The sequence below is a fragment of the Rugosimonospora acidiphila genome, from assembly GCF_039543385.1.
GTDB lineage: Bacteria > Actinomycetota > Actinomycetes > Mycobacteriales > Micromonosporaceae > Rugosimonospora > Rugosimonospora acidiphila.
The window spans coordinates 226,939-252,104 of sequence record NZ_BAABJQ010000001.1 but is presented as its reverse complement, the minus strand read 5'-3'; the positions used below and the strand labels follow the sequence as shown (position 1 = coordinate 252,104).

General features: G+C 69.2%; 24 protein-coding genes. 3 read left to right on the top strand and 21 right to left on the bottom strand.

Features of this window, described 5'->3' with window-relative positions; translation table 11 throughout:
- Positions 1–90 precede the first annotated feature (90 nt).
- Both ABEA87_RS01240 and ABEA87_RS01235 read left to right on the top strand, forming a co-directional pair.
- Positions 91–471, top strand: coding sequence for a phage holin family protein (locus ABEA87_RS01240; protein ID WP_345625201.1), 381 nt, complete (start codon positions 91–93; stop codon positions 469–471).
- Entirely contained in the window at positions 468–878 is a 411-nt protein-coding gene (locus ABEA87_RS01235; RefSeq protein WP_345625199.1) for a GNAT family N-acetyltransferase, read from the top strand. The genes ABEA87_RS01240 and ABEA87_RS01235 overlap by 4 nt, the downstream gene beginning before the upstream one ends.
- A gap of 43 nt (positions 879–921) precedes the next feature.
- Here ABEA87_RS01235 and ABEA87_RS01230 read toward each other — a convergent pair whose 3' ends face one another.
- The 20 genes from ABEA87_RS01230 to ABEA87_RS01135 form a co-directional block, all read right to left on the bottom strand.
- On the bottom strand, positions 922–1,587 hold the full coding sequence (locus ABEA87_RS01230) for an anti-sigma factor family protein (protein WP_345625197.1): 666 nt from the start codon (positions 1,585–1,587) through the stop codon (positions 922–924).
- 26 nt (positions 1,588–1,613) lie between these two features.
- On the bottom strand, positions 1,614–2,168 hold the full coding sequence (locus tag ABEA87_RS01225; RefSeq protein WP_425570685.1) for a sigma-70 family RNA polymerase sigma factor: 555 nt from the start codon (positions 2,166–2,168) through the stop codon (positions 1,614–1,616).
- A gap of 65 nt (positions 2,169–2,233) precedes the next feature.
- Entirely contained in the window at positions 2,234–3,034 is an 801-nt protein-coding gene (locus ABEA87_RS01220; protein WP_345625195.1) for an IclR family transcriptional regulator, read from the bottom strand.
- A 522-nt stretch (positions 3,035–3,556) separates the two neighbouring features.
- On the bottom strand, positions 3,557–4,543 hold the full coding sequence (locus ABEA87_RS01215; RefSeq protein WP_345625728.1) for a polyprenyl synthetase family protein: 987 nt from the start codon (positions 4,541–4,543) through the stop codon (positions 3,557–3,559).
- 146 nt (positions 4,544–4,689) lie between these two features.
- Complete coding sequence (gene nuoN / locus ABEA87_RS01210; RefSeq protein WP_425570725.1) at positions 4,690–6,174, bottom strand: NADH-quinone oxidoreductase subunit NuoN; 1,485 nt, start codon at positions 6,172–6,174, stop codon at positions 4,690–4,692.
- Positions 6,175–6,230: 56 nt separating this feature from the next.
- On the bottom strand, positions 6,231–7,772 hold the full coding sequence (locus ABEA87_RS01205) for an NADH-quinone oxidoreductase subunit M (protein WP_345625192.1): 1,542 nt from the start codon (positions 7,770–7,772) through the stop codon (positions 6,231–6,233).
- Between the two features lie 46 nt (positions 7,773–7,818).
- Entirely contained in the window at positions 7,819–9,744 is a 1,926-nt protein-coding gene (gene nuoL / locus ABEA87_RS01200; protein ID WP_345625190.1) for an NADH-quinone oxidoreductase subunit L, read from the bottom strand.
- Positions 9,745–9,752: 8 nt separating this feature from the next.
- Positions 9,753–10,052 (bottom strand): NADH-quinone oxidoreductase subunit NuoK, encoded by a 300-nt coding sequence (gene nuoK, locus ABEA87_RS01195; protein ID WP_345625188.1) that lies wholly within the window; start codon positions 10,050–10,052, stop codon positions 9,753–9,755.
- The gene (locus tag ABEA87_RS01190) at positions 10,049–10,828 is read right to left on the bottom strand and encodes an NADH-quinone oxidoreductase subunit J (RefSeq protein WP_345625186.1); all 780 of its coding nucleotides are present in this window, start codon (positions 10,826–10,828) and stop codon (positions 10,049–10,051) included. The genes nuoK and ABEA87_RS01190 overlap by 4 nt, the downstream gene beginning before the upstream one ends.
- The gene (gene nuoI / locus ABEA87_RS01185) at positions 10,825–11,412 is read right to left on the bottom strand and encodes an NADH-quinone oxidoreductase subunit NuoI (protein WP_345625185.1); all 588 of its coding nucleotides are present in this window, start codon (positions 11,410–11,412) and stop codon (positions 10,825–10,827) included. Before nuoI ends, ABEA87_RS01190 begins: the two co-directional genes overlap by 4 nt.
- The gene (gene nuoH, locus ABEA87_RS01180; RefSeq protein ID WP_345625184.1) at positions 11,413–12,786 is read right to left on the bottom strand and encodes an NADH-quinone oxidoreductase subunit NuoH; all 1,374 of its coding nucleotides are present in this window, start codon (positions 12,784–12,786) and stop codon (positions 11,413–11,415) included.
- Complete coding sequence (locus tag ABEA87_RS01175) at positions 12,783–15,356, bottom strand: NADH-quinone oxidoreductase subunit G (RefSeq protein WP_345625727.1); 2,574 nt, start codon at positions 15,354–15,356, stop codon at positions 12,783–12,785. The genes nuoH and ABEA87_RS01175 overlap by 4 nt, the downstream gene beginning before the upstream one ends.
- 29 nt (positions 15,357–15,385) lie before the next feature.
- On the bottom strand, positions 15,386–16,702 hold the full coding sequence (nuoF, locus tag ABEA87_RS01170) for an NADH-quinone oxidoreductase subunit NuoF (protein WP_345625183.1): 1,317 nt from the start codon (positions 16,700–16,702) through the stop codon (positions 15,386–15,388).
- 19 nt (positions 16,703–16,721) lie between these two features.
- Positions 16,722–17,594, bottom strand: coding sequence for an NADH-quinone oxidoreductase subunit NuoE (gene nuoE, locus ABEA87_RS01165; RefSeq protein WP_345625181.1), 873 nt, complete (start codon positions 17,592–17,594; stop codon positions 16,722–16,724).
- Complete coding sequence (locus ABEA87_RS01160) at positions 17,594–18,919, bottom strand: NADH-quinone oxidoreductase subunit D (protein ID WP_345625179.1); 1,326 nt, start codon at positions 18,917–18,919, stop codon at positions 17,594–17,596. Before ABEA87_RS01160 ends, nuoE begins: the two co-directional genes overlap by 1 nt.
- A gap of 76 nt (positions 18,920–18,995) precedes the next feature.
- On the bottom strand, positions 18,996–19,760 hold the full coding sequence (locus tag ABEA87_RS01155; protein ID WP_425570724.1) for an NADH-quinone oxidoreductase subunit C: 765 nt from the start codon (positions 19,758–19,760) through the stop codon (positions 18,996–18,998).
- Positions 19,715–20,389, bottom strand: a complete 675-nt coding sequence (locus ABEA87_RS01150; RefSeq protein WP_345625176.1) for a NuoB/complex I 20 kDa subunit family protein — start codon at positions 20,387–20,389, stop codon at positions 19,715–19,717. The genes ABEA87_RS01155 and ABEA87_RS01150 overlap by 46 nt, the downstream gene beginning before the upstream one ends.
- 15 nt (positions 20,390–20,404) lie before the next feature.
- Positions 20,405–20,773: an NADH-quinone oxidoreductase subunit A gene (locus ABEA87_RS01145; RefSeq protein ID WP_345625174.1), complete on the bottom strand. Its 369-nt coding sequence runs from the start codon at positions 20,771–20,773 to the stop codon at positions 20,405–20,407.
- 115 nt (positions 20,774–20,888) lie between these two features.
- Positions 20,889–22,202, bottom strand: a complete 1,314-nt coding sequence (locus tag ABEA87_RS01140) for a geranylgeranyl reductase family protein (RefSeq protein ID WP_345625172.1) — start codon at positions 22,200–22,202, stop codon at positions 20,889–20,891.
- 105 nt (positions 22,203–22,307) lie between these two features.
- A complete protein-coding gene (locus ABEA87_RS01135) occupies positions 22,308–23,045 on the bottom strand; it encodes a demethylmenaquinone methyltransferase (RefSeq protein WP_345625170.1) in 738 nt (245 codons plus the stop codon).
- A 241-nt stretch (positions 23,046–23,286) separates the two neighbouring features.
- Between ABEA87_RS01135 and ABEA87_RS01130 the strand changes: the two genes are divergently transcribed.
- The gene (locus ABEA87_RS01130; protein WP_345625726.1) at positions 23,287–23,781 is read left to right on the top strand and encodes a VOC family protein; all 495 of its coding nucleotides are present in this window, start codon (positions 23,287–23,289) and stop codon (positions 23,779–23,781) included.
- A 100-nt stretch (positions 23,782–23,881) separates the two neighbouring features.
- On the opposite strand, the gene mqnC is transcribed toward ABEA87_RS01130, so the two are convergent.
- Complete coding sequence (gene mqnC, locus ABEA87_RS01125) at positions 23,882–25,078, bottom strand: cyclic dehypoxanthinyl futalosine synthase (protein WP_345625168.1); 1,197 nt, start codon at positions 25,076–25,078, stop codon at positions 23,882–23,884.
- Between the last annotated feature and the right edge of the window lie 88 nt (positions 25,079–25,166).

The following is a 25,166-nucleotide window of genomic DNA, read 5'->3' as shown; positions in this document are numbered from 1 at the left end:
GAGCCGGTGCGGCGGGTCACGGCCGGCGAGGTGGGCCGGGGTGGACGCGGCGGGTCACCGTGGGCCGAACGGACATGCGAGGATCGCCGAATGGGTATCGTCGTCCGGGTACTGGTCACGGCCGTGGCGCTGTGGATCTCCACCCTCCTGGTGTCCGGCATCGAGCTGGGCGGGAGCTCCACCGCGAAGAAAGTCGGCACGTTGATCGTGGTCGCCGCGATCTTCGGCGTCATCAACGGCGTGCTTCGGCCGATCATCAAGACCGTGGGCTGCGCCGTCTACGTGCTGACCTTCGGACTGGTAGCGCTGATCGTCAACGGGCTGCTGTTCATGCTCACCAGCTGGGTCGCCGGTCAGCTGTCGCTGCCGTTCCACGTGGACAACTTCTGGCCGACCGCGGTGCTCGGCGCGCTGATCGTCGCGGTGGTGAGCTGGCTCATCGACCTGGCCATCCCGAAGAGGTTCCAGTGATCGACGGGTACCGGGTCGGCACCGAGGGCATCGACGTCGACCTGGTGCACGGCTGGCTGTCCGCCGACTCATACTGGGCGGCCGGGCGCAGCCGCGAGACGGTCGAGCGCAGCATCGCCAACTCGTACTGCCTGGGCGCGTTCGGCCCGCAGGAGCGGCAGGTGGCCTTCGCCCGCGCGGTGACCGATTGGTCGACGTTCGGCTGGGTCGCCGACGTGTACGTCGACCGCGCGCACCGGGGCCGGGGACTGGGCCGGTGGCTGGTCGGCTCGCTGTGCGATCACCTCAGGTCGCGAGGCGTCGACCGGCTGCTGTTGGCCACCGCCGACGCCCACGGCGTGTACGAGAAGCTGGGCTTCGCCGGCCTGGCCCGGCCCGAGCGCTTCATGGAGATCGACGAGCGGTGATCCGCGTCACCCCATGAACGCCCGGGCGCCGTCCGAGTACCGGTCAGGTGGGCTGGTAGACGAGCAGCCTGGTGCCGTCGGCTCGCTCCAGCTCGATGTGGTCGATGTTGTTCGGCGCGAGGCCGATGCTCTCGTTGGACGGGGCGGCATCCTGACCCGGCTGCACCCGCCACGGCTTGAGCTGCAGCGGCTGTCCGCCACCGCGTGGATAGACCACCAGGTGCACCATCCACGGCGTGTCGTACTGCGGCGAGCTCTCGTACAGGCACAGCATCCGGATGTCGGTACCGCCGTTGGACGGCCCGTACCCGATCAGCGCGACGATCGGCTCGTCCTCGTCCAGCGGCTGCATCTGCGCCACCACCGGCTTCATCGGCGGCGCGGGCCGGTCGACCATCACCGACACCCCGAACGCCGCCAGCACGGCCAGGCAGGCCGCGGCGAGCCCGCCGCCGGCGAGCTGCCACCGGCGCCGGCGCATGGTCCGGCCGCGCTCGTCGCCGGCCTTGCGCAGCACCGAGTCCAGCAGCCGCGGTGGCGCCGTGGCGGTGGGCGCATCGATCGCCACCGCGGTGGGAGTGTCCAGCCTGCCCAGTAGGCCGGGCAGCACCGCCAACTCGGCGACCTCGTCCCGGCACTCCGCGCAGCCGGCGAGGTGCCGCTCGTACTGAGCCCGTTCGGCGGGGGCGAGCGCACCAAGTACGTACACGCCAGCATCGACAGTCTGCGGGCACTTCATTGCGTCACCCCCATCTCCTCAAGAACCAGGCGCAGCGAACGCAGCGCGTAGTGGGTGCGGGACTTCACTGTCCCCGGCGGAACACCGAGCCGTGAAGCCGCCTCGGCCACCGACCGGCCCTGGTAGAAGCACTCCACCAGTACCTGCCGGTGTACCGGCGACAGGCGGCTCAACGCCTCAGCGATCAACCAGGCCTCGACCGTCCGGTCGGTCTCATCATCGCTGGCCGGTTCGGGCAACGTGTCCGTCACGACCTCGGCCACCCGTACCGATCGTCGCCGCCACGAGTCGATCGCGAGGTTTCGCGCGGTCGTGAACAGCCATGCTCGTACCGAACCCCGGTCCGGGTCCAGCGCCTCCGGATGTCGCCACGCCCGCAGCAGCGTCTCCTGTACCAGGTCCTCGGCCCGCTGTCGGTCACCGCTGACCAGGCGGAGCGCGTGCGCGTACAGAGCGTCACCATGATCCGCGAACATCACCCGCAACAACTCGGTGTCGTCGCGAACTGGTCCCCGGGCCGCATCGGCCATGCGGCGCCCGACCCAACCCATATACACATCCTCCCGCGCCCTACGCAGGATGACACGCGGCGGGACTCACATCGGTTCAATCGCGGTCAGCCTCCGTTGGCCCCGGGACCCTCCTCCACCAGGGCATCCGCGAGAGCGCGAGCGGTCGTGGTGAGCCGGGCCCGGACCGCCTTCGCCGAGGTCATCATCTCGGCGGCGGGCAGCGCGCACGCAACCACCACACGGCGGTCGGGGTCCCGGTCGTTCAGGGCGAGCACTGAGGCGCACGCCACACCGGGCCTGAACTGGCCGATCTCCAACTGCATGGCGCGCCGCTCACCGGCCGCCAGGTCGGTCTCCAGCGCCTCGGGTGTGACGATCGTCGCCTGAGTGAACGGGCGCATACCCCAGTCCCGCAGGTAGCGGGTGCGCTGCTCCAGCGTCAGCGTCGCGAGCAGGGACTTACCCAGCGCGGTGGCGTGCGCGCCGTCGTCGAACCCGGGGACCAGGTCCTCCAGGTAGGGCGAGCGTGGCCCCTCGGCCACCGCGCTGAGCACCACCCGGCCGCTGATGAACCGGGCCAGGAAGTGGCTGTACCCGGTGTCCATGGCCGCCTTGCGCAGCACCTCGCCGACGCTCGCCGGACCGCGCAGCGCGGCCGTCAGCTCCCGGAAGCGGTCAGAGACCTCCATGCCGACCACGTAGGTGCCGTCCTCGCGGCGGGCCACATAACCCTCATAGGCCAGCGTGCGGACCAGGTGATAGGTCGTGGCCACGGTGAGTTCGCACCGCCGGGCGATCTGCTTGACCGTCAGTCCCTTCGGCGAGGCTCCGACCGATTCGAGAACTCGCAGCGCCCGCGAGACGCTGCGAATCAGGTCGGAGGGCTCGCCTTGTGGATCTCGCACCGGGGCACCTCCCCACGCCTCCAGGCTCTACACCATATGAAACTGGCTTTGATTTGTGAACGCCTGTCCGTTCTGCAACCAGCGCCGCAATGCGCTTCCGGCGGCGAGCGCGGACCCCGTGGCGCCGGCCATGGGGCGGTGATCGGAACCCGTCTTCCCTAGTCACGAGGGGTAAGCGGATGGTTGCGCTTCGGCACAACCGGCAAGACGCTACCAAAAATTTTTGTGACGCTAATCTCTTTGAGATCGAGCCTCGACGGGTGATCCGCGGCGGCCGCCGCGCCCATGGCTCAAGCCGATCCCACGGGTCGGCCCGACTCCACGGGCCCTGCCCGCCGGGCGCGGTCACTCGGGGGATGGCGCGGCCGCTCGGGGGGTGGCGCGGACAGGCCGGGGTGGCACGGCCGGGCCGAAGCGTCGCGGGCGCCCGCGACGCCCGTCCGGACCGGCATCCGGCTCCCACCGGGCCGCAACCCGCCCGTCCGGGGCCCGTACGCCGCCGTGGGCGGCCGGGTGCCCAGTTCAGCTGGTGCGGTCGGCGATGAACTCGCAGAGGTGCTCCAGGGCCCGCCGGGCCGCCGTGTCCGGCAGCGGGGCCAGGTGCTCACGGGCCTGCTCGGCGTACCCACGGACGGTCTCCCGGGCGCGCTTGAGCGCCGCGGACTCGCGCAGCAGCCCCAGCGCCTCGGCGTGCCGGTCGTCGTCGGTCACCGGCCCGTCCGCCAGCAGGTCGCGCAGGCGCACCGAGGCGGCGTCGGTCTCGTCGGAGGCCAGCGCGTACAGCACCGGCAGCGTCGGCACGCCCTCGCGCAGGTCGGTGCCCGGGGTCTTGCCGGACTGGGGCGACTCGGAGGCGATGTCGATCAGATCGTCGGAGAGCTGGAACGCGATGCCCATCGCTTCCCCGTACCGGGCCAGCGCCTCGACCTGATCCGTCGGCGCACCCGAGAACATCGCACCGAACCGCGCCGAGGTGGCCATGAGCGAGCCGGTCTTCTCGGCGAGGACGTACAGGTAGTGCTCGACGGGGGGCGCGTCGCGCGGGCCGACCGTCTCCGCGATCTGGCCGTGTACCAGCCGGGAGAAGGTGCTCGCCTGGATACGTACCGCCTCGGGGCCCAGCTGGGCCGCCACGTCGGCCGCGCGGGCGAACAGGAAGTCGCCGACCAGGATGGCGACCGAGTTGCTCCAGCGGGCGTTGGCGCTGGGCGCCCCCCGGCGCAGCAACGCCTCGTCCATCACGTCGTCGTGGTACAGGGTGGCCAGGTGGGTGAGCTCCACCACCTCGGCCGCCGAGACCACCTCCGGCCGGTGATACTCGCCGAACTGCGCGGAGATCGCCACGAGCAGCGGCCGGAACCGCTTCCCGCCGGCGTCGACCAGGTGCCTGGCCGCCTCCGCGATCAGTGGATCGCCGCTGAACACCGCGGCGTGCAGCCCCTCCTCGACCCTGACGAGCGTGGCCGCCACGGCCGATTCAAGCTCGGGGTCGAATAACGGGATATTGATTGAGCTGCTGGGAACCGCGCCTACCACGACTCAACGATGCCATACTCGCGGGCCGATGCCGATTCGGGCCCGTGTGGGCCGGGCGGAGCCCGGCCCACACGGGCCCGAATGCAGCTTCAGGAGCCCTCAGCGCGCCCCAGCGGGTCTCAGCGGATGAATTCCGCGGCCCGGTTGGTCAGATCCAGCAGCGGGGCCGGTACGACGCCCAGCAGCAGCGTGGCGATCCCACCGATGGCCAGCGTGGCCGAGGTGAGCGCGCCCGGGATGGAGACCGTGGGGGTCGAGTCCCCGGGCTCGGACAGCCACATCATGACCACCACGCGCAGGTACGGGAAGGCCAGAATCATGCTGCTCACCACACCGAAGATGACCAGCCACGACTGCCCACCGCCGATCGCGGCGGCGAACACCGCGAACTTGCCGGTGAAGCCGCTGGTCAGCGGGATACCCGCGAAGGCCAGCATGAGGAAGGTGAACAGACCGGCGTACAGCGGAGAACGCCGCCCCAGCCCGGCCCAGCGGGAGAGGTGGGTGGCCTCGCCGTCCGCGTCGCGCACCAGGGTCACCACGCCGAACGCGGCGATCACCGTGAAGCCGTAGGTGACCAGGTAGAACAGCGTGCTTGACAGGCCGTCCTTGCTCAGCCCCAGGACGCCCACCAGGATGTACCCGGCGTTGGCGATCGACGAGTAGGCGAGCAGCCGCTTGATGTCGGTCTGGGTGACCGACAGGATCGAACCCACCAGCATGGTGAGCACCGCGATCACGCCGATGACCGGCCGGAAGTCCCAGTCGGTGCCCTGGAACGCCACGTACAGCACGCGCAGCAGGCCACCGAACGCGGCCACCTTGGTGCAGGCGGACATGAACGCGGTGACCGGGGTGGGCGCGCCCTGGTACACGTCGGGGATCCAGACGTGGAACGGCGCCGCGGCCGCCTTGAACAGCAGTCCGAGCGAGACCAGCGCCAGGCCGATGTAGAGCAGCGTGGTGCTGTTGGTCGAGGTCTGCACCGCGTTGTGGATGCCCGAGAAGGAGACCTGGCCGGAGAACCCGTACAGCATGGCGATGCCGAACAGGAAGAACGCCGAGGCGAACGCGCCGAGCAGGAAGTACTTCATCGCCGACTCCTGAGACAGCAGCCGGCGCCGGCGGGCGAGGCCACACATCAGGTACAGCGGCAGGGAGAAGACCTCCAGCGCGATGAACATGGTCAGCAGGTCGTTCGCCGAGACGAAGAGCATCATGCCGCCGAGCGCGAACAGCATCAGCGGGTAGACCTCGGTACCGGCGTGCGGGCGGGCGGCTTGCTCCCGGTCGGCCTGGGTACCGGCGGTCACCCCGGCCGAGGCCACGAACGGCCCGCCCGGCTCCAGGGTGCGCTCGGCGATCAGCAGCAGCGCGACGATGCCCAGCGCGGCCAGCGAGCCCTGCAGGAACAGGGACGGTCCGTCCAGCGCGATGGCCGAGTCGGCGGTCAGCTCCCGGGTACCCGCCTCGAGGATCACCACGATGAGCGAGGCGACCAGCGCGGCCAGCCCCCAGACGAGCTGGACGCCGTACCGGCCGCGGCGCGGCACGAAGGCCTCGAAGAGCACCCCGACCGCGGCCGCGCCGAGCAGGATCAGCATCGGCGCGAGCGCGCCGTAATTGAGGTGCGGGAACGTGAGAGTCTGCTCCGCGAGTGTCACTTGCCGCCTCCCTGAGCGACCGTCGGATTCGGGTCGGACGTCCCGATCTGCGAGAACGTCGCCTTCACCGCCGGATTGATGACGTCGGTGACTGGTTTGGGGTAGAAGCCGAGCAGAAGGAGCAGCACGATCAGCGGCGCGACCACGACCTTCTCCCGCACGGACATGTCCCGGCGCATCCCGGGCACCTTCTCCAGTGCCGGGTTGAGCGTGCCCTGGGTGGTCCGCTGAATCATCCACAGCACGTACGCGGCGGCCAGGATGATGCCGACGGTGGCGATCACGGCGACCGCCTTGTGCACGGTGAAGGTGCCGATCAGCACCAGGAACTCACTGATGAACGGGCTGGTACCCGGCAGGGCCAGCGAGGCCAGGCCGGCGATGAAGAACACCCCGCCGAGGACCGGCATCAGCTTGCCCGCACCGCCGAAGTCGGAGACCTGGGCGCTGCCCCGCCGCGCCACCAGCATGCCCACCACCAGGAACAGCAGGCCGGTGGCCAGCCCGTGGTTGAGCATGTAGAGCACCGCACCGGTGCCACCCTGGGTGGTGAAGGCGAAGATCCCGATGCCGATGAAGCCGAAGTGCGCGATCGACGTGTAGGACACCAGTCGCTTGAGGTCGTTCTGACCGATCGCCAGCAGCGCACCGTAGATGATGCCCACCAGCGCCAGCACCAGGCCCAGCGGCGCGAAGTACTTCGCGGCGTGCGGGAACAGCGGCAGGCAGTAGCGCAGGATGCCGAACGTGCCGACCTTGTCCAGCACGCCGACCAGCAGGGCGCCGGCACCGGCCGGCGCCGCGCCACCGGCGTCCGGCAGCCAGGTGTGGAACGGGAAGAACGGCGCCTTGATGGCGAAGGCGACGAAGAAGCCGAGGAACAGCCACCGCTCGGTGGTGGTGGACATGTGCAGCTGGGTCAGCTGGTGCCAGTCGAAGGTGCCGTGACCGAGCTGGTCACGCCCGACCACCCACAGGCCGATCACCGCGGCGAGCATGAGCAGACCGCCGACCAGCGAGTAGAGGAAGAACTTCACCGCGGCGTACTGCCGGCGCTGCCCGCCGTAGGACCCGATGAGGAAGTACATCGGGATCAGCATGACCTCGAAGAACACGTAGAACAGGAAGATGTCCGCCGCGGCGAACACCCCGATCATCGTGCACTCCAGGGCCAGCAGCAGGGCGAAGTACGTGGGCACCGACCGCTTCGAGTTGTCCACGTCGTGCCAGGAGGCGAGGATCACCAGCGGTACCAGCAGGGCGATCAGCGCCAGCATGACCAGCGCTATGCCGTCGGTCTCGAAGGTGAACCGCGCGCCCCAGAACGGGATCCACTGGTACGACTCGCGGAACTGGAAGCGCGCGCCGTTGGCGTTGAAGGTCGCGTACATGACCGCGGTCAGCACGAGCACCGCCAGCGACCAGATCAGCGCCACGGTCTTGGCCAGCACCGGCCGGCTACGGGGCAGGCAGGCCACCACCGCGGCACCAACCAGGGGCCCGCCGGTGAGCACGCTCAGATATGGAAAGGAGCTCATGCCGCGTTGGCCTTCCCTATTCGCTTCGTTGTTCTGTGGGAGCCGATCATCCGAGCGCCACCGCCAGCGTCGCCGCCACGATCAGCAACGCGCCCCCGAGGATGGACAGCGCGTAGCTGCGCACGAAGCCGCTCTGGGTGCGCCGCAGCCGGCCCGAGGTGCCGCCGACGAACGCCGCCAGCCCGTTGACCAGTCCGTCGACGCCGCGGTTGTCGAGGTACACCAGCGCCCGGGTCAGGTACAGGCCCGGCTTCTCGAAGACACCCTCGTTGAACGCGTCTCCGTACAGGTTCGCGCGGGCCGCCCGGACCACCGGGCCGGCCGGCTGCTCGTGCAGCGCCGTCCCGTTGCGGAACAGCACGATGCCCAGGGCGAGGCCGATCAGCACGACCAGCAGGGTCAGGCCGCTGCTCGTCCACTGCCCGATGTGGGCGTGCGACTCCTCCGGCGGGTTGTTGAACACCGGCATCAGCCAGTCCTTGACCGGCAGCAGCGGGGAGACGAACAGGCCACCGGCCGCGATCGAGCCCACGCCCAGCAGGAGCAGCGGGATCGTCATGATCGGCGGCGACTCGTGCGGGTGCTCGATGTCTTCGGTCCACCGCTTCGGGCCGTGGAAGGTGAGCACGATCAGCCGGGTCATATAGAACGCGGTGAGCCCGGCGCCCAGCAGCGCGGCGGAGCCGAACAGCCAGCCGGTCCAGCCGGGGCGGTTGAACGCCGCCTCGATGATCGGGTCCTTGGAGAAGTACCCGGACAGCGGCGGAATGCCGATGATGGCCAAGTACCCGAGGCCGAACGTGATCCAGGTGATCGGCATGTAGCGCCACAGGCCGCCGAAGCGCCGGATGTCGGTCTGGTCCTTCATGCTGTGCATGATCGAGCCGGAGCCCAGGAACAGGCCGGCCTTGAAGAAGCCGTGGGCGAGCAGGTGGATCAAGGCCAGCGCGTACGCCGCCCCGCCCAGGCCGACGCCGAGGAACATGTACCCGATCTGGGACACGGTCGACCAGGCGAGCACCCGCTTGATGTCGTCCTTGGCCCCACCGATGATCGCCCCGAACAGCAGCGTGAACGCGCCGACCGATACCACCACGGTCTGCAACGAGGCATTGGCCGAGAAGATCGGGTTGGACCGGGCGATCAGGTACACGCCGGCGGTCACCATGGTCGCGGCGTGGATCAGGGCGGAGACCGGGGTCGGGCCCTCCATCGCGTCGGGCAACCACGCCTGCAGCGGGAACTGGCCGGACTTGCCGCACGCGCCGAGCAGGAGCAGCAGGCCCAGGATCAGGATCGTGGTCTTCCCGGCGGCGCCCGAGGTGGCCCCGTTGAACACGTCGGCGAAGTTGACCGAGCCGAAGGTCGCGAACATCAGGAAGATGGCGGTCACGAACCCGGCGTCACCGACGCGGTTCATGATGAACGCCTTCTTACCGGCGGTGGCCGCGGCTGGCCGGTCGTTCCAGAACGAGATAAGCAGGTAGGAGGCGAGACCGACGCCCTCCCACCCGACGAAGGTGATCACATAGTTGTTGCCGAGTACCAACAGGAGCATCGCCGCGACGAACAGGTTGAAGTACCCGAAGAAGCGTCGACGCCCCTGGTCGTGCGACATGTACCCGACCGCGTACAGGTGGATCAGGAAGCCCACACCGGTGATCAGGAGCACGAAGATGGCCGAGAGCGGATCGAGCAGCAACCCGAACTGAACCTTCAACCCGCCGACGGGGATGAAGTCGAACAGGTTGAGCGAGGCCGCCCTGGACGGGCCGGCCAGCCCGCGCAGCGAGAAGAAGTAGATCAGCCCCAGCACGAAGGAGGCCAGCACGGACAGCACGCCGAGGATGTGACCCCACTTGTTCATCCAGCGCCCGAAGAGCAGCAGGATGGCGGCGCTGGCCAGCGGAATCGCGACGAGCAACCAGATACTGGACAGCGTTCCGTGCGCTGCCTCGAAGTGAACCGGCATCTAAAACCTCAGTACTTCAGCAGGTTGGCGTCGTCGACGCTGGCCGACCGCCGGGTACGGAAGATCGACATGATGATGGCGAGCCCAACCACTACCTCGGCCGCCGCCACCACCATCACGAAGAAGGCGATGACCTGACCATCCAGGCTGCCGTTGATCCGGCTGAACGTGACCAGCGCGAGGTTGGCCGCGTTGAGCATCAGCTCCACGCACATGAACAGCACTATCGCGTTGCGCCGGATCAGCACGCCCACCGCACCGATGGTGAACAGCGCGGCCGAGAGCACCACGTAGTAAGTCGGGGTCATCGCTCAGTTCCCTTCGGGGCCGACTCGGCACCCGTCAATTCCCGAGTCGGCAGGATCTTGGAGATGCTCCGGTCGGCGAAGGTGCCGTCCGGGAGCAGGGCCGGGGTGGCCACCGAGTCAGAGGTGGCGTAGACGCCCGGTCCGGGCTTGGGGCCGGGGTAGTTACCCGGCGCGAAGCGCGCCTTCATCCGGTCCACCTGGGTGACCCGGTCCTCCTTGCGACGCTCGACGTGGGCCAGGATCATGGCGCCCACCGCCGCGGTGATCAGCAGCGCCGAGGTGACCTCGAAGGCGAAGACGTACTTCGTGAACAGCAGGGCCGCGATGCCCTGCACGTTGCCGCCGCTGGCGTTGTTCGCGGCGGCCAGGCCGGCCGAGGAGACGCTGCCCATGGCGCGGGCGATCGCGGTGCAGACCAGGCCGGCGAAGCCCAGGCCGATCAGGATCGCCGCGGTGCGCTGGCCGCGCAACGTCTCGATGAGCGCGTCCGAGGATTCCCTGCCGACCAGCATCAGCACGAACAGGAACAGCATCATGATGGCGCCGGTGTAGACGATGATCTGCACCATGCCGATGAACGGTCCCGCCTCGAGCACGTAGAACACGCCCAGCGAGAGCATGGTGACCACCAGGAACAGGGCCGAGTGGACCGCGTTGCGGGCCCAGACCATGCCGATGGCGCCGATCAGCGCGAGCGGCCCGAAGATCCAGAAGAAGACCTTCTCGCCGGTACTCATGTGGTCCGCGGCGGCGGCCAAGATGATGGCGTGGCTCATACAGCACCCCTGCTGAGTGGTTCCCCGGGCTGCGACGCGTCCGCGCCCCCGGCCCGCTCGGCCCCGGCCGAGGTACCGGGGTTGGTCAGGCTGCCGAGGTAGTAGTCCTTCTCGGATTCGCCCAGCCGCATCGCGTGCGGCGGCTGCTCCATGCCGGGCAGCAGCGGCGCGAGCAGCTGTTCCTTGGTGAAGATCAGATCCTGCCGGCTGTCCCGGGCCAGCTCGTACTCGTTGCTCATGGTGAGCGAGCGGGTCGGGCAGGCCTCGATGCACAGCCCGCAGAAAATGCAGCGGGCGTAGTTGATCTGGTACACGGTGGCGTACCGCTCACCGGGTGAGAATCGACTCTCCTCGGTGTTGTCGCCGCCCTCGACGTAGATCGCGTCGGCCGGGCAGGCCCAGGCGCACAGCTCGCAGCCGATGCACTTCTCCAGGCCGTCGGGGTGACGGTTGAGGATGTGCCGGCCGTGGTAGCGGGGCGCCGGTGTCGGCGGCTTGAACGGGTACTCCGTGGTGACGACCTTGCGGAACATGTGCGCGAAGGTCACCCCGAAGCCCTTGAACGAGCCGGTGAAGGTACCCACCTAGTTCTCCTTCTCGTCGGTGCCGCTGGTACCGACCGCTGCGGGCTCCCGTTGCCCGGACACCCTCGCCAGCCGCGGGCTGGGCGGGATCTGCAGGTCCAGTGGGGGCACCGGGAAGCTGCCCTCGGGCCTGGCGGCCAGCTGCTCCTCCAGCTCCTCCGTCGTCGGGGGCTGCTGGTTCCGCTTTTCCGGCCAGAGGAACACGGCGATGATCGCCACGAGCACCACCCCGCCGATCACGTACCAGCGGGTGTCGCCGCTCGGGTTGCGCTGGGTCGTCTTGATGCCGGCGAGTACCAGGATCCAGACCAGGTTGGCCGGCAGCAGCACCTTCCAACCCAGCCGCATGAACTGGTCGTAGCGCAGCCGGGGCAGCGTGGCCCGCAGCCAGATGAAGCCGAACAGGAAGACCAGCAGCTTGCCGATGAACCAGAGCAGGCCCCACCAGCTGTGGTTGAGCGCGTTGTGGTCGATCAGCGAGAGCGGCCACGGCACCCGCCAGCCGCCGAGGAACAGCGCGGCGCCGACCGCCGACACGTTGATCATGGCGATGTACTCGGCCAGGTAGAACATGGCGAACTTGAACGACGAGTACTCGGTGAGGTAACCGCCGACCAGCTCGGACTCGGCCTCGGGCAGGTCGAACGGCGCCCGGTTGGTCTCGCCGACCGCGGAGATCGCGTAGATCACGAAGCTGGGCAGGGTGACGATGGCGTACCAGCTCGGCGCGCTCGGGTGCCAGCCGAAGATGTCCCAGCTGGCCTGAGCGCCGCCCGCCTGGGCGTGCACGATGCCGGAGGTCGACATGGTGCCGGCCGTCATGAACACCGCCACGATGGACAGGCCCATGGCGACCTCGTACGAGATCATCTGCGCGCTCGACCGGAGACCACCCAGCAGCGGGTACGTCGACCCGGAGGCCCAGCCGGACAGCACGATGCCGTACACCGACATCGAGGTCGCGGCCAGGATCACCAGCACCGCGACCGGCACGTCGGTGACCTGCAGCGGGGTGCGGTGCCCGAAGATCGACACCATGGGCCCGAACGGGATCACCGCGAACGTGATGAACGCGCAGGTACCCGCGATGACCGGGGCCAGGAAGTAGACCACCTTGTCGGCGGTGATCGGGATGATCTCCTCCTTGAACGGCAGCTTCATGCCGTCCATGAGGCTCTGCAACCAGCCCTTCGGTCCCACCTGGTTCGGGCCCGGCCGCACCGCCATCCGCGCCACGACCTTGCGCTCATACATGATCGTGAACAGGGTGAGCACCAGCAGTAGCGCGAAGACGCCTACCACCTTGATCAGCACTAGCCACCAGACGTCGTGGCCGAAGTCGGCCAGCGTCGGGTCCTGAGCCAGATACCTCACCGGTTGCCTCCCTCAGGCGCCGGCTGCGCGGAGGGCCCGGACGCCGCGAGCAGCGGTCCGGCCGGGGGCGAGCCGGCGGAGATCCGTACGATCGCGCCGGACGGTACACCGAGGGTGCGGTGAACGCCGGAGCCGGGTGAGTTCGTTGGCAGCCAGACCACACCGTCGGGCAGCTCCGTGATGACCACGGGCAGGGTCAGCGCGCCCCGGTCGGTGCCGACCGTGACCGCGTCACCGTCGACCACGCCCAGGCGGGCGGCCCGGTCCTTGGACAGCCGCACCATCGTCGGGCGGGCGGTGCCGGCCAGAACGTCGTCGCCGTCCAGCAGGGTCCCCGAGTCGATGAGCTGGTGCCAGGTGGCGAGCACCGCCTCCTGCTCCGTCGGACTCGCCGCGCCGACCGCCGGTACGCTCGGCACCGCCGGCCGCGCCGCCCGGGTGGACGGCAGGGCGGCCATCTCGCGGCGTACCGCCGCGGGGTCGCCGGTGCCCAGCTCGACACCGAACTCGCGGGCCAGCGCGTCGAGTACCCGCGCGTCGGTCATCGCCGGCGTGTTCAGCACCTGCTCGAAGGTGCGCACCCGGCCCTCCCAGTTCAGGAACGAGCCGGCCTTCTCGGCCACCGGCGCGATCGGGAAGACCACGTCCGCGCGCTCCGCCACGGCGGTGCGCCGCAGCTCGATGCTGACCAGGAAGCCCACGTTCTCGAGGCCCTCCCGGGCGACCCGCGGGTCGGTCAGGTCGGCCGGGTCCACCCCGGCCACCACCAGCGCGTCCAGCCGCTCGTGGGCGGCCGCGTCGACGATGTGGTCGGTGTCGCGGCCCAGCCGGCTCGGCACCACGCCGGAGTCGAGGCCCCAGGCCTGAGCCAGCTCGGCCCGGCCGGTGGCGTCCAGCACCGGACGCCCGCCCGGCAGCAGGTTCGGCAGGCAGCCGGCCTCGATCGCACCCCGGTCGCCGGCCCGGCGCGGCACCCAGGCCAGCCGGGCTCCGGTACGGGCGGCCAGCGCCGCGGCGGCGGACAGCCCGCCCGGTACCGTGGCCAGCCGCTCGCCCACGATCAGCAGGGCGCCCTCGACGCTCAGCGCGGTGCGCAGCGCCTCGTCGCTGTTCAGCACGACGGCCTCGTCGCCGGGGACCGCCGGGCGCACCGTGGCACCCAGCTTGGTCAGGCCCCGGCTGGCGAACGGCGCCACCGCGTAGACCGGCATGGCGCGCTTGTTGTACGCCTTGCGCAGCCGCAGGAAGAGGATCGGGCACTCCTCCTCCGGCTCCAGGCCGACGATCACCACGGCCGGCGCGGCGTCCACGTCCGCGTAGGTCACGTGGTGCGCCCCGACCACCGACGAGGCCAGGAAGTCCTGCTCCTCGGTGATGGCGCGGGCGGCGGGGTCGGCCGAGCGCATCGGGCGGGCCCGGAAGTCGATGTCGTTGGTGCCCAGCACCACGCGGGCGAACTTCGCGTACGCGTACGCGTCCTCGACGGTCAGCCGGCCGCCGGTCAGCACGCCCACGCCCTTGCCCTCACGGGCCCGGCGCAGCCCCTCGGCGGCCACCGACAGGGCCTCCGGCCAGGAGGCCGTGCGCAGCTCACCGGTCTTCTGATCGCGCACCAGCGGCTCGGTGAGCCGGTCGGTGGCGGTCGCGTACTGGAAGCCCCAGCGACCCTTGTCGCAGTTCCACTCCTCGTTGACCTGCGGGTCGTCGCCGGCCAGGCGGCGCAGCACCTTGCCCCGCCGCCAGTCGGTGCGCTGCGAGCAGCCGGCCGCGCAGTGCTCGCACGCGCTGGGCGTGGAGACCAGGTCGAACGGGCGGGACCGGAACCGGTACTGGGCGCCGGTCAGCGCGCCGACCGGGCAGATCTGCACCGTGTTGCCGGAGAAGTAGGAGTTGAACGGGTCGTCGCCGACGCTCGGCCGCTCCTGCTCGTACTCGACCTCGTCGATCGACGAGTTCTCGTGCGGGTGGCCGAAGGCGGCCTCCCGGAAGATGCCGATCTGCTCCGCGGCGCCGCGGTCCATCAGGTCGATGAACTTGTCGCCGGCGATCTCCTCGGAGAACCGGGTGCACCGCTGGCACAGCACGCAACGCTCGCGGTCCAGCAGCACCTGGGTCGAGATGTTGATCGGCTTCTCGTACTCGCGCTTGTGGTCGTGGAAGCGGGTGTCCGTGCGGCCGGTCGACATCGCCTGGTTCTGCAGCGGGCACTCACCGCCCTTGTCGCACATGGGGCAGTCGAGAGGGTGGTTGATCAGGAGGAACTCCATGATCCCCTCTTGCGCCTTGCGAGCCACATCGCTGGTCAGCTGGGTCTTGACCACCATCCCGTCGGAGACCGGCTGGGTACACGAGGCGACCGGCTTGCGCTGCCCCTCGATGTCCACCAGGCACTGCCGGCACGCGCCGGCCGGCGCGAGCAGCGGGTGGTCGCAGAACCGCGGGATCGCGATGCCCAGCCGCTCGGCGGTCCGGATGACCAGCTCGCCCTTTGGCGCCTCGACCTCGATCCCGTCGATGGTGAGTTTGACCGTGGGCACCGGCGGCGGCGTTGGTGCCGTCGCCGACGGCACGGCCTGCGTGCTCTTTTCCAAATCCGTCACTAGTGCGCTCCCACCAACTCCGCGGGCGACAACAGCGGAGCCCTGCGGCCCTCGATGTAGTCCAGGTAGTCCTGTTTGAAGTACTTCATGGACGACTGCACCGGGCTGGCCGCGCCGTCGCCGAGCGCGCAGAACGAGCGGCCCAGCAGGTTGTCGCAGGTGTCCAGCAGAGTGTCCAGGTCCTCGTGGGTGCCCTTGCCTGCGAGGATCCGGTGCAGCACCTGCACCATCCAGTAGTTGCCCTCGCGGCACGGGGTGCACTTGCCACACGACTCGTGGTGGTAGAACTCGATCCACCGGTACGTCGCGTAGACCACGTCGTCCTGGTCGGAGAAGATCTGCACCGCCGTGGTGCCGAGCATGGTGCCGGCGCCGGCCATGCCCTCGAAGTCCAGCGGCACGTCCAGGTGCTCGTCGGTGAGCAGCGGGGTCGACGACCCACCCGGAGTCCAGAACTTCAGCTGGTGACCGGGCTGCATCCCACCGGCCAGCTCGATGAGCTGGCGCAGGGTGATGCCGAGCCCACACTCGTACTGGCCCGGGTTGTTGACCCGCCCCGAGATCGAGTAGATCTTCGGGCCGGGCGACTTCTCGCTACCCATGCTCCGGAACCAACCGGCCCCACCGAGCACGATGTACGGCACGCTGGCGATCGTCTCGACGTTGTTCACCACGGTCGGGCTGGCGTACAGCCCGTGGGTCGCCGGGAACGGCGGGCGCAGCCGGGGCTGGCCGCGGTACCCCTCCAGCGAGTCCAGCAGGGCGGTCTCCTCGCCGCAGATGTAGGCGCCCGCACCGCTGTGCACCACGACCTCCAGGTCGAACCCGGAGCCGAGGATGTTCTCGCCGAGGTACCCGGCGGCCTTCGCCTCGACCACCGCGTTGCGCAGCCGGCGCGCGGCGTGCACCGCCTCACCCCGGATGTAGATGAAGGCGCGGTTGGCGCGGATCGCGTAGCAGGCGATGATGATGCCCTCGATCAGCGAGTGCGGATCGGCCATCATCAGCGGCAGGTCCTTGCACGTGCCCGGCTCGCCCTCATCGGCGTTGACCACCAGGTAGTGCGGCTTACCGTCGTTCTGCGGGATGAAGGCCCACTTCATCCCGGTGGGGAAGCCCGCGCCACCGCGACCGCGCAGGCCGGACTCCTTCACCAGGGCGATCAGGTCGTCCGGGTGGGCGGTCAGGGCCTTGCGCAACGCCGTGTACCCGTCGAGCCGCTCGTACACGCCGATCTTCCACGCGTCCGGCGACAGCCAACGCTTGGTCAGGACCGGCGTGAGTCGCGCCAGCGCTTCCTGGGAGGGGGCGGTCATCCTCTCACCTCTTCGTTCTTCACGACGGGTCCTCGCGGCCCGGCGTTACGTCGCCGGCCGGCTTGGCGTCGCTGGCCGGCTTGTTGGCCGACAGACCCTTTTCCTCGGCCGGGGAGGTCACCACGGGCGCGGCCGACGGGGCGGGCGCCGGAGGGGTCTTCTTCTCTTCCGCCGCCTTGGCCTCGGCCGCGGCCTTGGCCGCCTCGCGGTCGGCCTGGGTCGGGATCGGCGTGTTCGGGTCGAACCCGGGGACCGTGATGCCGTGCTGCTCGGCCAGTTGGTTGCCGCGCAGCGTCGGCGCGGCGGCCGGGCCTTCGGCCACGGCTCCGTCGCGGTCCTCGTCGAACCCGGCGAGCTGGATCGACATCTCCTTGAGCGTGCACAGCCGGGAGCCTCGGGTCGGGGCCGGGCGCTGCCCGTCCTTCAGCTGGCGCACCAGCTCCGTGGCCTGCTCGGCCTGCATGTTGTCGAAGAACTCGTAGTTGACGGTGACCACCGGCGCGTAGTCGCACGCGGCCAGGCACTCGGCGTGCTCCAGCGTGATCGTGCCGTCCGTGGTCGTCTCGTCGTGCCCGACGCCCAGCTCCGCGGAGAGGGCCTCGAACGTCCGGTTGCCGCCCAGCACGCCGCACATCGTGTTGGTGCAGACGCTGACCAGCCAGTCACCGGTCGGCCGGCGCTTGTACATGGTGTAGAAGGTGGCGACCGCCCCGACCTGCGCCCGGGTGATGCCCAGCTGCTCGGCGCAGAAGGTCACCCCCTCCGGCGAGACGAACCCCTGCTCGGACTGCACCAGGTGCAGCAGCGGGAGCAGCGCGGAGCGCTCGTGCCCCGCCGGGTACCGCGCGATGATTTCCTTCGCGCGCGTGTAGGTCTCTTCACTGAAGGCCATTAACGGTCACACCCACCCATCACCGGGTCCAACGAAGCTCCCCCGGCGATCACGTCGGCCAGCAAAGCACCCTCGGCCATCGCGGGGATGGCCTGCAGGTTGACGAAGCTGGGCTCCCGGTAGTGCACCCGGTACGGGCGAGTACCCCCGTCCGAAACCGCATGCACCCCCAACTCGCCACGCGGCGACTCGATCTGCACATACACCTGCCCCGGCGGCACCCGGAAACCCTCAGTCACCAACTTGAAGTGGTGAATCAGCGACTCCATCGACTGACCCATGATCTTCGCGACGTGCTCCAGCGAGTTACCCATGCCGTCCATGCCGATCGCCAACTGCGCCGGCCAAGCGATCTTCCGGTCCTGGACCATCACCGGCCCCGGCTCCAACCGATCCATCGCCTGCTGGACGATCTTCAACGACTCCCGGATCTCCGCCAACCGCACCTGATACCGACCCCACACATCGGCGGTCGTCGCCGTCGGCACATCGAACTCGTAGGTCTCATACCCGCAGTACGGCATCGTCTTACGCAGATCCCACGGCAACCCGGCCGAGCGCAGCACCGGGCCGGTCACCCCGAGCGACAGGCACCCGGGCACGTCCAGCACCGCGACGCCCTTGGTCCGCTCCTGCCAGATGATCTGGCCGGTGAGCAGGTCCTCGTACTCCTTGAGCTTCTTGGGCAGGTAGGCCAAGAACTCGTGGATCTTCTTGATCGCCTCCGCCGGCAGGTCCTGCGCCACACCACCCGGGCGCACATACGCCATGTTCATCCGCAGACCGGAGGCCAGCTCGAAGATGTCCAGGATGTACTCGCGCTCCCGGAAGCCGTACAGCATCATCGAGATCGCGCCGAGCTCCATACCGGTGGTCGCCAACCACACCAGGTGCGAGGAGATCCGGTTGAGCTCCATCATCAGCACCCGGATCGTGTTCGCCCGGGGCGTGATCTGATCCTCGATGCCCAGCAGCTTCTCCACCGCCAGCGCGTACGCCGTCTCGTTGAAGATCGGAGCCAGGTAGTCCATCCGGGTCACGAACGTCGAGCCCTGCACCCAGTTACGGAACTCGAGGTTCTTCTCGATCCCGGTGTGCAGGTACCCGATGACCGCCCGGGCGTCGACGACGGTCTCGCCCTCCAACTCGAGGACGAGCCGGAGCACGCCGTGCGTTGACGGGTGCTGCGGGCCGAGGTTGACCACGATCCGTTCGTCGTGGATCGGGTCCTCGCCGCCGAGAGTCTCCCTCCAGTCCCCACCGGTGACGGTGAAGACTCGGCCCTCGGTGGTCTCTCGGGCGCTCGCGTACGAATCGGTGCTCATGCCGCCGCCTCGCTGCGCTCGCCGGCGCCCTGAGGCACGAGCAGCTCTGCGTTCATGGTTCGCTCGCTTCGCTCACTCACTGGTAGCTCCTCCGCTTGTCTGGCGGTGGTATCTCGGCGCCCTTGTACTCCACCGGGACACCGCCGAGCGGGTAGTCCTTGCGCTGCGGGTAACCCTCCCAGTCGTCCGGCATCAGGATCCGGGTCAGACCGGGGTGGCCCTCGAAGATGACGCCGAACATGTCGTACGCCTCGCGTTCCTGCCAGTCGGCCGTCGGGTACACCGACGTGACGCTGGGCACCCGCGGCTGCTCGGCCGAGACCGCGACCTCCAACCGGACCTTGCGGCGGTAGGTCATCGAGGTCAGCTGGTACACGATGTGCAGCCGGCGCTCGTCGGTGCCGAGGTAGTCCGCCCCGGACACCGAGGAGCACAGCTCGAAGCGCAGCGACGGATCGTCGCGCATGGTCCGGCACACCTCGAGGATGCGCTGCGGACGGATGTGCAGGGTCAGCTCGCCGCGGTCCACGACCACGTGCTCGATCGCGTCCGCGAAGCCCGGGTGGGCCTCGACCAGCGCGTCGTACACGTCGTCGAAGTAGTCGCCGTACGGCCGCTGCGCGTCCACGATCGCCGGACGGCGCCGGGTCAGGCCACCGAAGCCGGAGGTGTCGCCGGTGCCTTGGACGCCGAACAGCCCTCGCTGGGCGGGGCTGGCCGGCGGGAACTCGGCCGGGGCGCCGGTCTGCGCGCCGACCGGGTTCGCGGAGACCGGAACGTTGCCAGAGTCGCTGCTCACCGGGAGGTCCCTCCGGTCAGGTGGTGCTGCGCCTTCATCCAGTTCTCGATGCGCAGCTGCTCCTCGCGGCCCTCCTTGACCGCCTGCTCCCACTCCGCGCGCCGGGCCTTGTTCTCCCGGTACGAGGAGGGCATGGCGCCCGGTGCGACGGCCGGAACATTGCCACTCGCCTGGCGAGCGGCAAGCATCTTCCGGCCGTTGGGGCCGAGCGGCTGGTGGAGGATCTTCTCGCGGAGCTTGAGGATCGCGTCGATCAGCATCTCCGGCCGCGGCGGGCAGCCGGGCAGGTACATGTCGACCGGTACCACGTGGTCGACGCCCTGCACGATCGCGTAGTTGTTGAACATGCCGCCCGACGAGGCACACACGCCCATCGAGATCACCGAGCGAGGCTCCGGCATCTGGTCGTAGATCTGGCGCAGCACCGGCGCCATCTTCTGGCTCACCCGGCCAGCGACAATCATGAGGTCGGCCTGACGGGGCGAGGCGCGGAACACCTCCATGCCCCACCGGCCGAGGTCGTAGTGCGGGCCACCGGCCGCCATCATCTCGATGGCGCAGCAGGCCAGGCCGAACGTTGCTCCCCAGAACGACGACTTGCGCGCGTAGTTGGACAGCTTCTCGACCGAGGTGAGCAGGATTCCACTCGGCAGTTTCTCTTCGATACCCATGCCGGATCCCAGGCCTTAATCCCAGTCAAGCCCGCCGCGCCGCCAGACAAAGGCGTACGCGACGAACGCGGTTGCGATGAACAGCACCATCTCCACGAACCCGAAGGTGCCCAGCGCGTTGAAGGACACCGCCCACGGGTACAGGAAGATGATCTCGATGTCGAAGACGATGAACAGCATCGCCGTCAGGTAGAACTTGACCGGAAAGCGCCGGCCACTGCCGACAGGTTCCGGAGTCGGCTCGATACCGCACTCGTACGCGGACAGCTTTGCCCGGTTCGCGCGTTTCGGCCCGACGACCGGGGCGATCGCCACGGAGAACAACGCGAACAGGGCGCCGAGCACCACGAGACCGACGATCGGTACCCACTGAGCGAGCGACATGATCAGCCCCGCCTTGCCCTTCCTTGGCCATTTCCGCTGGCAAGTAACTTATTAGTAGCTCTAAAAGGCCTGCGATTTGGGGTGATCCGCGGCACCCCGTATCCGATAATTCCGCTCATACCGCCGGCGCCATCCTCGTGAGCCCGTTGATGATCCGGTCCATCGCGTCGCCACCCCGCGGATCCGTGAGATTCGCCAGCAGCTTCAGCACGAACTTCATGAGCATCGGGTGAGGCATGCCGTGCCGAGTGGCGATCTTCATGACCTGCGGGTTACCGATCAGCTTCACGAACCAGCCGCCGAGCCGGTAATACCCGCCGTACCTGGCCTTCAGCTCGATCGGGTAGTGCCGCAGGACGCGTTCACGTTCCGGGCCGGCGGGCCGGGCCAGCGCGTGCACCGCGATCTCCGCGGCCAAGGTCCCCGACTCCATGGCGTAGGCGATGCCCTCGCCGTTGAACGGATTGACCATGCCGCCCGCGTCGCCGATCAACATCACGCCCCGGGTGTAGTGGGGCACCCGGTTGAAGCCCATCGGCAGCGCGGCGCCCTGGATCGGGCCCTCGGCGTAGGACTCATCATTCATGGTCCAGTCGTCGGGCGTGGTGGACAGCCAGTCGGTGAGCATCGTCCGGTAATTGGTCTTGCCGAACGCGGAGCTGCTGTTGAGCACGCCGAGACCCACGTTGACCCGGCCGTCGCCCATCCCGAAGATCCAGCCGTAGCCGGGCAGCAGCTCATCCTCGCGCAGCGACCGGCCACCGCCGCGCTGCGCCGGTGCCGGGCTGCGCAGTTCCAGCCAGGACTCCAGGTAGTCGTCGCTCTGGCGGGCCGCCGAGCGGTAGTAACGCCGGACTGCCACCCCGATGGGCCGGTCCTCCCGCTTTGCCATGCCCAGCGCCAGCGCGAACCGGGCGGACACTCCGTCGCACGCCAGCACCAGCGGCGCCCGGAACTCCTGCCGCTCCTTGCCCGGCCCGACCTGCGCGGTCACGCCGACCACGCGGCCGGCCGCGTCCAGCACCGGCCCGGAGACGTTGTGGCTGGTCAGCAGCGTCGCGCCGGCCCCGGTCGCGGCGGTGGCCAGCATCTGGTCGAAATCGAACCGGGTCCGCACCAGGCCGTAGTTCGGGTAGCTGGCCAGATCAGGCCAGTCGAGCTCCAGACGGATGCCGCCGCCGATCACGCGAAGGCCCCGGTTGCGCACCCAGCCGGCCTTTTCGGAGGTATCCACCCCCATGTCGATCAGCTGCTTCACCGCGCGGGGGGTCAGGCCGTCGCCGCAGACCTTCTCCCGGGGAAACTCGCTCTTCTCCAGCAACAGGACCGACAGCCCATGACGGGCCAGATGGTATGCGGCGGCGGAACCGCCGGGCCCGGCGCCAACGACGATGACGTCGGCCTCCCGAGTCTGGACCACGACTTTCACCGCCTCGCTTCTTGCTGGTACCGGTCGTGCTCGTGAAAGTCTTCACAAGCACGCTCCGGCGAGCAGTCTAAGACCGCTCCCAGGAACCTTACGGGTTAGGTGTACCTAACTCGTAAGAGACTCATAAGTGCCCTCCGCCGTGGCGGGCAGGTCGGCCGCCCGCACAGCCCGGTGTAGCGCCACGATGCCGCCCGACAGGTTCCGCCAGGCCACCCTTTGCCACCCGGCCTCACTCATCCGCGCGGCCATCCGCTCCTGGTCCGGCCAGGCTCGGATCGACTCCGCCAGATAGACGTACGCCTCCGGGTTACTGGACACCCGGCGCGCCACCTCGGGCAGCGCCCGCATCAGGTAACCGAGGTACACGGTGCGGAACGCCGCGCTTATGGGGTGACTGAACTCGCACACCACCAGCCGCCCGCCGGGTCGGGTGACCCGCGCCATCTCGGCCAGCGCCGCGCGGGTGTCGTGGATGTTGCGCAGGCCGAAGGAGATCGTGACCGCGTCGAAGGCACCGTCCCGGAACGGCAGCCGCAACGCGTCGCCGGCGAGCAGCGTCACCTGCCGGTTCTGCCGGCCGAAGCGCAGCATGCCCAGCGAGATGTCCACCCCTATCGGGTTCGCACCGGTCTGGGCGAGTTCCTCGGTGGAGACGCCGGTGCCGGCGGCCAGGTCGAGGACCAGTTCGCCCGGGCTGAGGTCCAGCGCTCGCCGGGTGGCGGCCCGCCACAGCCGGTCCTGCCCGAAGGACAGGATGGTGTTGGTCACGTCGTACCGCTTGGCCACACCATCGAACATCTCGGCCACTTCGTGTGGCTGCTTGTCCAGGCTAGCCCTACTCACGTCGGCCCACTCTGCCAGACGTCCCTGGTACCCGCGTCCGGAGGGCCCGCACCCGCGCCCTGGGGGCGGGCCCGCACCCGTTGATTCCGGCGGCGGCGCGGCCTATGTTCGCGGGGTGATTATCGGGACGGCTCACTGCCACGCACGGATCGGTGACCCGATAGAGGGCTGAGCCCCCTCGGGGCCGCGAACCCCCACCCCCTCACCTCCACTCGGACGGGAGGGGGCCGCCTCCCGTTCCCTGCCATCCCCAGGTCGAGACCTCGAGCGCGACCGCGGGCGCCGCCGGGCGCCGCGCCCGGTCGCCGCACGCGAAGCAGGAAATCGACTACCGCCGCACGGGATAGCAAGGGAGCGAACCATTACCGTCACGTTCAACCACACCATCATCGCCGCAAAAGACCGGCAGGAATCGGCGCGGTTCTTCCGTGAGCTGTTCGAACTCGAACCGGCGCCCTCCTGGGGGGTGTTCACGAACATCCTGCTCGACCAGGGAGTCCTGCTGCAGTTCGCGGAGCCTCCGGTCGAGATCCAGATGCAGCACTACGCCTTCCTGGTCGACGACGAGCTGTTCGACAGGGCGTACGCGCGCATCCGGGAACGGGGTCTCGATCACTGGGCCGACCCGCAGATGAAGCGCCCCGGCCAGACGAACACGGAGCACGGCGGGCGGGGCGTCTACTTCATGGACCCGGCCGGCCACGGGATCGAAATGATCACGCGGCCCTACCTGTAACCGGTTGACCGATGGGTGGGCGCGACGGTCGCGCTCACCCATCCGGGCCACGAGCGGTATCGGATAAGCCGGACAAGCCGCCAGAGCGGAAACCGCGGCGTCAGTTCGCCTCGACGACGCTCAGGGCGGTACGGCCGCCGGCCCCGCCCCCGGGCAACGCGATGGAGGAGAAGTGCGACACGACCCGCTCGTCGGTCGGGTCGTCCGCCGGCGTCCAGTGCACCCGCAGGTGGTTGTACAGGGTGTCGCGCTGGGCCGGGATCCGGTCCGCGCCGCGGATCATCGAGACCAGCTCGGTGAGCTTCGAACGGTGCCGGGCACCCGCGCTGGAGATCACGTTCTCCTCCAGCATGATCGATCCAAGGTCGTCCACGCCCATGTGCAGCGAGAGCTGCCCGACGTCCTTGCCGGTGGTCAGCCAGGACGACTGCAGGTGCGCCACGTTGTCGAAGAACAGCCGGGCCATCGCGACGAACCGCAGATACTCCAGGTTAGTTGCCTGGGTGCGCCCCTTGAGGTGGTTGTTCTCCGGCTGGTAGGTCCACGGAATGAAGGACCGGAAGCCACCTGTGCGGTCCTGCACGTCGCGGATCATGCGGATGTGCTCGATCCGCTCCGCGTTGGTCTCGCCGGTGCCCATCATCATGGTCGCGGTCGACTCGACGCCCAGCCGGTGCGCGGTCTCCATGACCTCCAGCCAGCGCGCGCCCGACTCCTTCAGCGGCGCGATGGCGGTGCGTGGCCGCTCCGGCAGCATCTCCGCGCCGGCCCCGGCGATCGAGTCCAGTCCGGCCGCCTTGATCCGGCGGATCGACTCCTCGATCGACACGCCGGAGACCTTGGACATGTGCAGGATCTCGCTGGGCCCGATCGAGTGGATCACCAGGTCCGGGTACACCGCCTTGACCGCCGAGAACAGCGTCTCGTAATACTCCACGCCGTAGTCCGGGTGGTGGCCGCCCTGCAGCATGACCTGGGTGGCGCCCAGGTCGACCGCCTCGCCGCAGCGGCGCAGGATCTCCTCGGTCGGGTGGGACCAGCCCTCGGCGTGCTTGGGAGCCCGGAAGAAGGCGCAGAACTTGCAGGCCGTGACGCATACGTTGGTGTAGTTGATGTTGCGGTCGATGATGTACGTCACGATGTTGTCCGGGTACCGGCGCCGGCGTACCGCGTCGGCGGCCTCGCCCAGCGCGTGGAACGGCGCGTCGGTATAGAGCAGCAGCGCCTCGTCCGGGCTGATCCGCCCGCCGTCGGCCGCACGCTGCAGGATGTCGTCGAGCTCCCGGATAGCCGTCACGCCTTCGAGGGTAGACGGCCGCCGGGAGCCCGGCACCGCCACCCGACCGGCGTCCCGGCCCGCGACGTCCCGATCCGGGCGGCGACAT

Coding starts and splice junctions, on each gene's coding strand:
- ABEA87_RS01240 (WP_345625201.1), top strand. CDS start 91: ATGGGTATCGTCGTCCGGGTACTGGTCACGGCCGTGGCGCTGTGGATC.
- ABEA87_RS01225 (WP_425570685.1), bottom strand. CDS start 2,168: ATGGGTTGGGTCGGGCGCCGCATGGCCGATGCGGCCCGGGGACCAGTT.
- nuoN (WP_425570725.1), bottom strand. CDS start 6,174: ATGCTGATCCTGCTCGGCGCGGCCGCGGTCGGGGTGCTCTTCGAGGCC.
- ABEA87_RS01205 (WP_345625192.1), bottom strand. CDS start 7,772: ATGAGCTCCTTTCCATATCTGAGCGTGCTCACCGGCGGGCCCCTGGTT.
- nuoL (WP_345625190.1), bottom strand. CDS start 9,744: ATGCCGGTTCACTTCGAGGCAGCGCACGGAACGCTGTCCAGTATCTGG.
- nuoK (WP_345625188.1), bottom strand. CDS start 10,052: ATGACCCCGACTTACTACGTGGTGCTCTCGGCCGCGCTGTTCACCATC.
- ABEA87_RS01190 (WP_345625186.1), bottom strand. CDS start 10,828: ATGAGCCACGCCATCATCTTGGCCGCCGCCGCGGACCACATGAGTACC.
- nuoF (WP_345625183.1), bottom strand. CDS start 16,702: ATGACCGCCCCCTCCCAGGAAGCGCTGGCGCGACTCACGCCGGTCCTG.
- nuoE (WP_345625181.1), bottom strand. CDS start 17,594: ATGGCCTTCAGTGAAGAGACCTACACGCGCGCGAAGGAAATCATCGCG.
- ABEA87_RS01160 (WP_345625179.1), bottom strand. CDS start 18,919: ATGAGCACCGATTCGTACGCGAGCGCCCGAGAGACCACCGAGGGCCGA.
- ABEA87_RS01150 (WP_345625176.1), bottom strand. CDS start 20,389: ATGGGTATCGAAGAGAAACTGCCGAGTGGAATCCTGCTCACCTCGGTC.
- ABEA87_RS01145 (WP_345625174.1), bottom strand. CDS start 20,773: ATGTCGCTCGCTCAGTGGGTACCGATCGTCGGTCTCGTGGTGCTCGGC.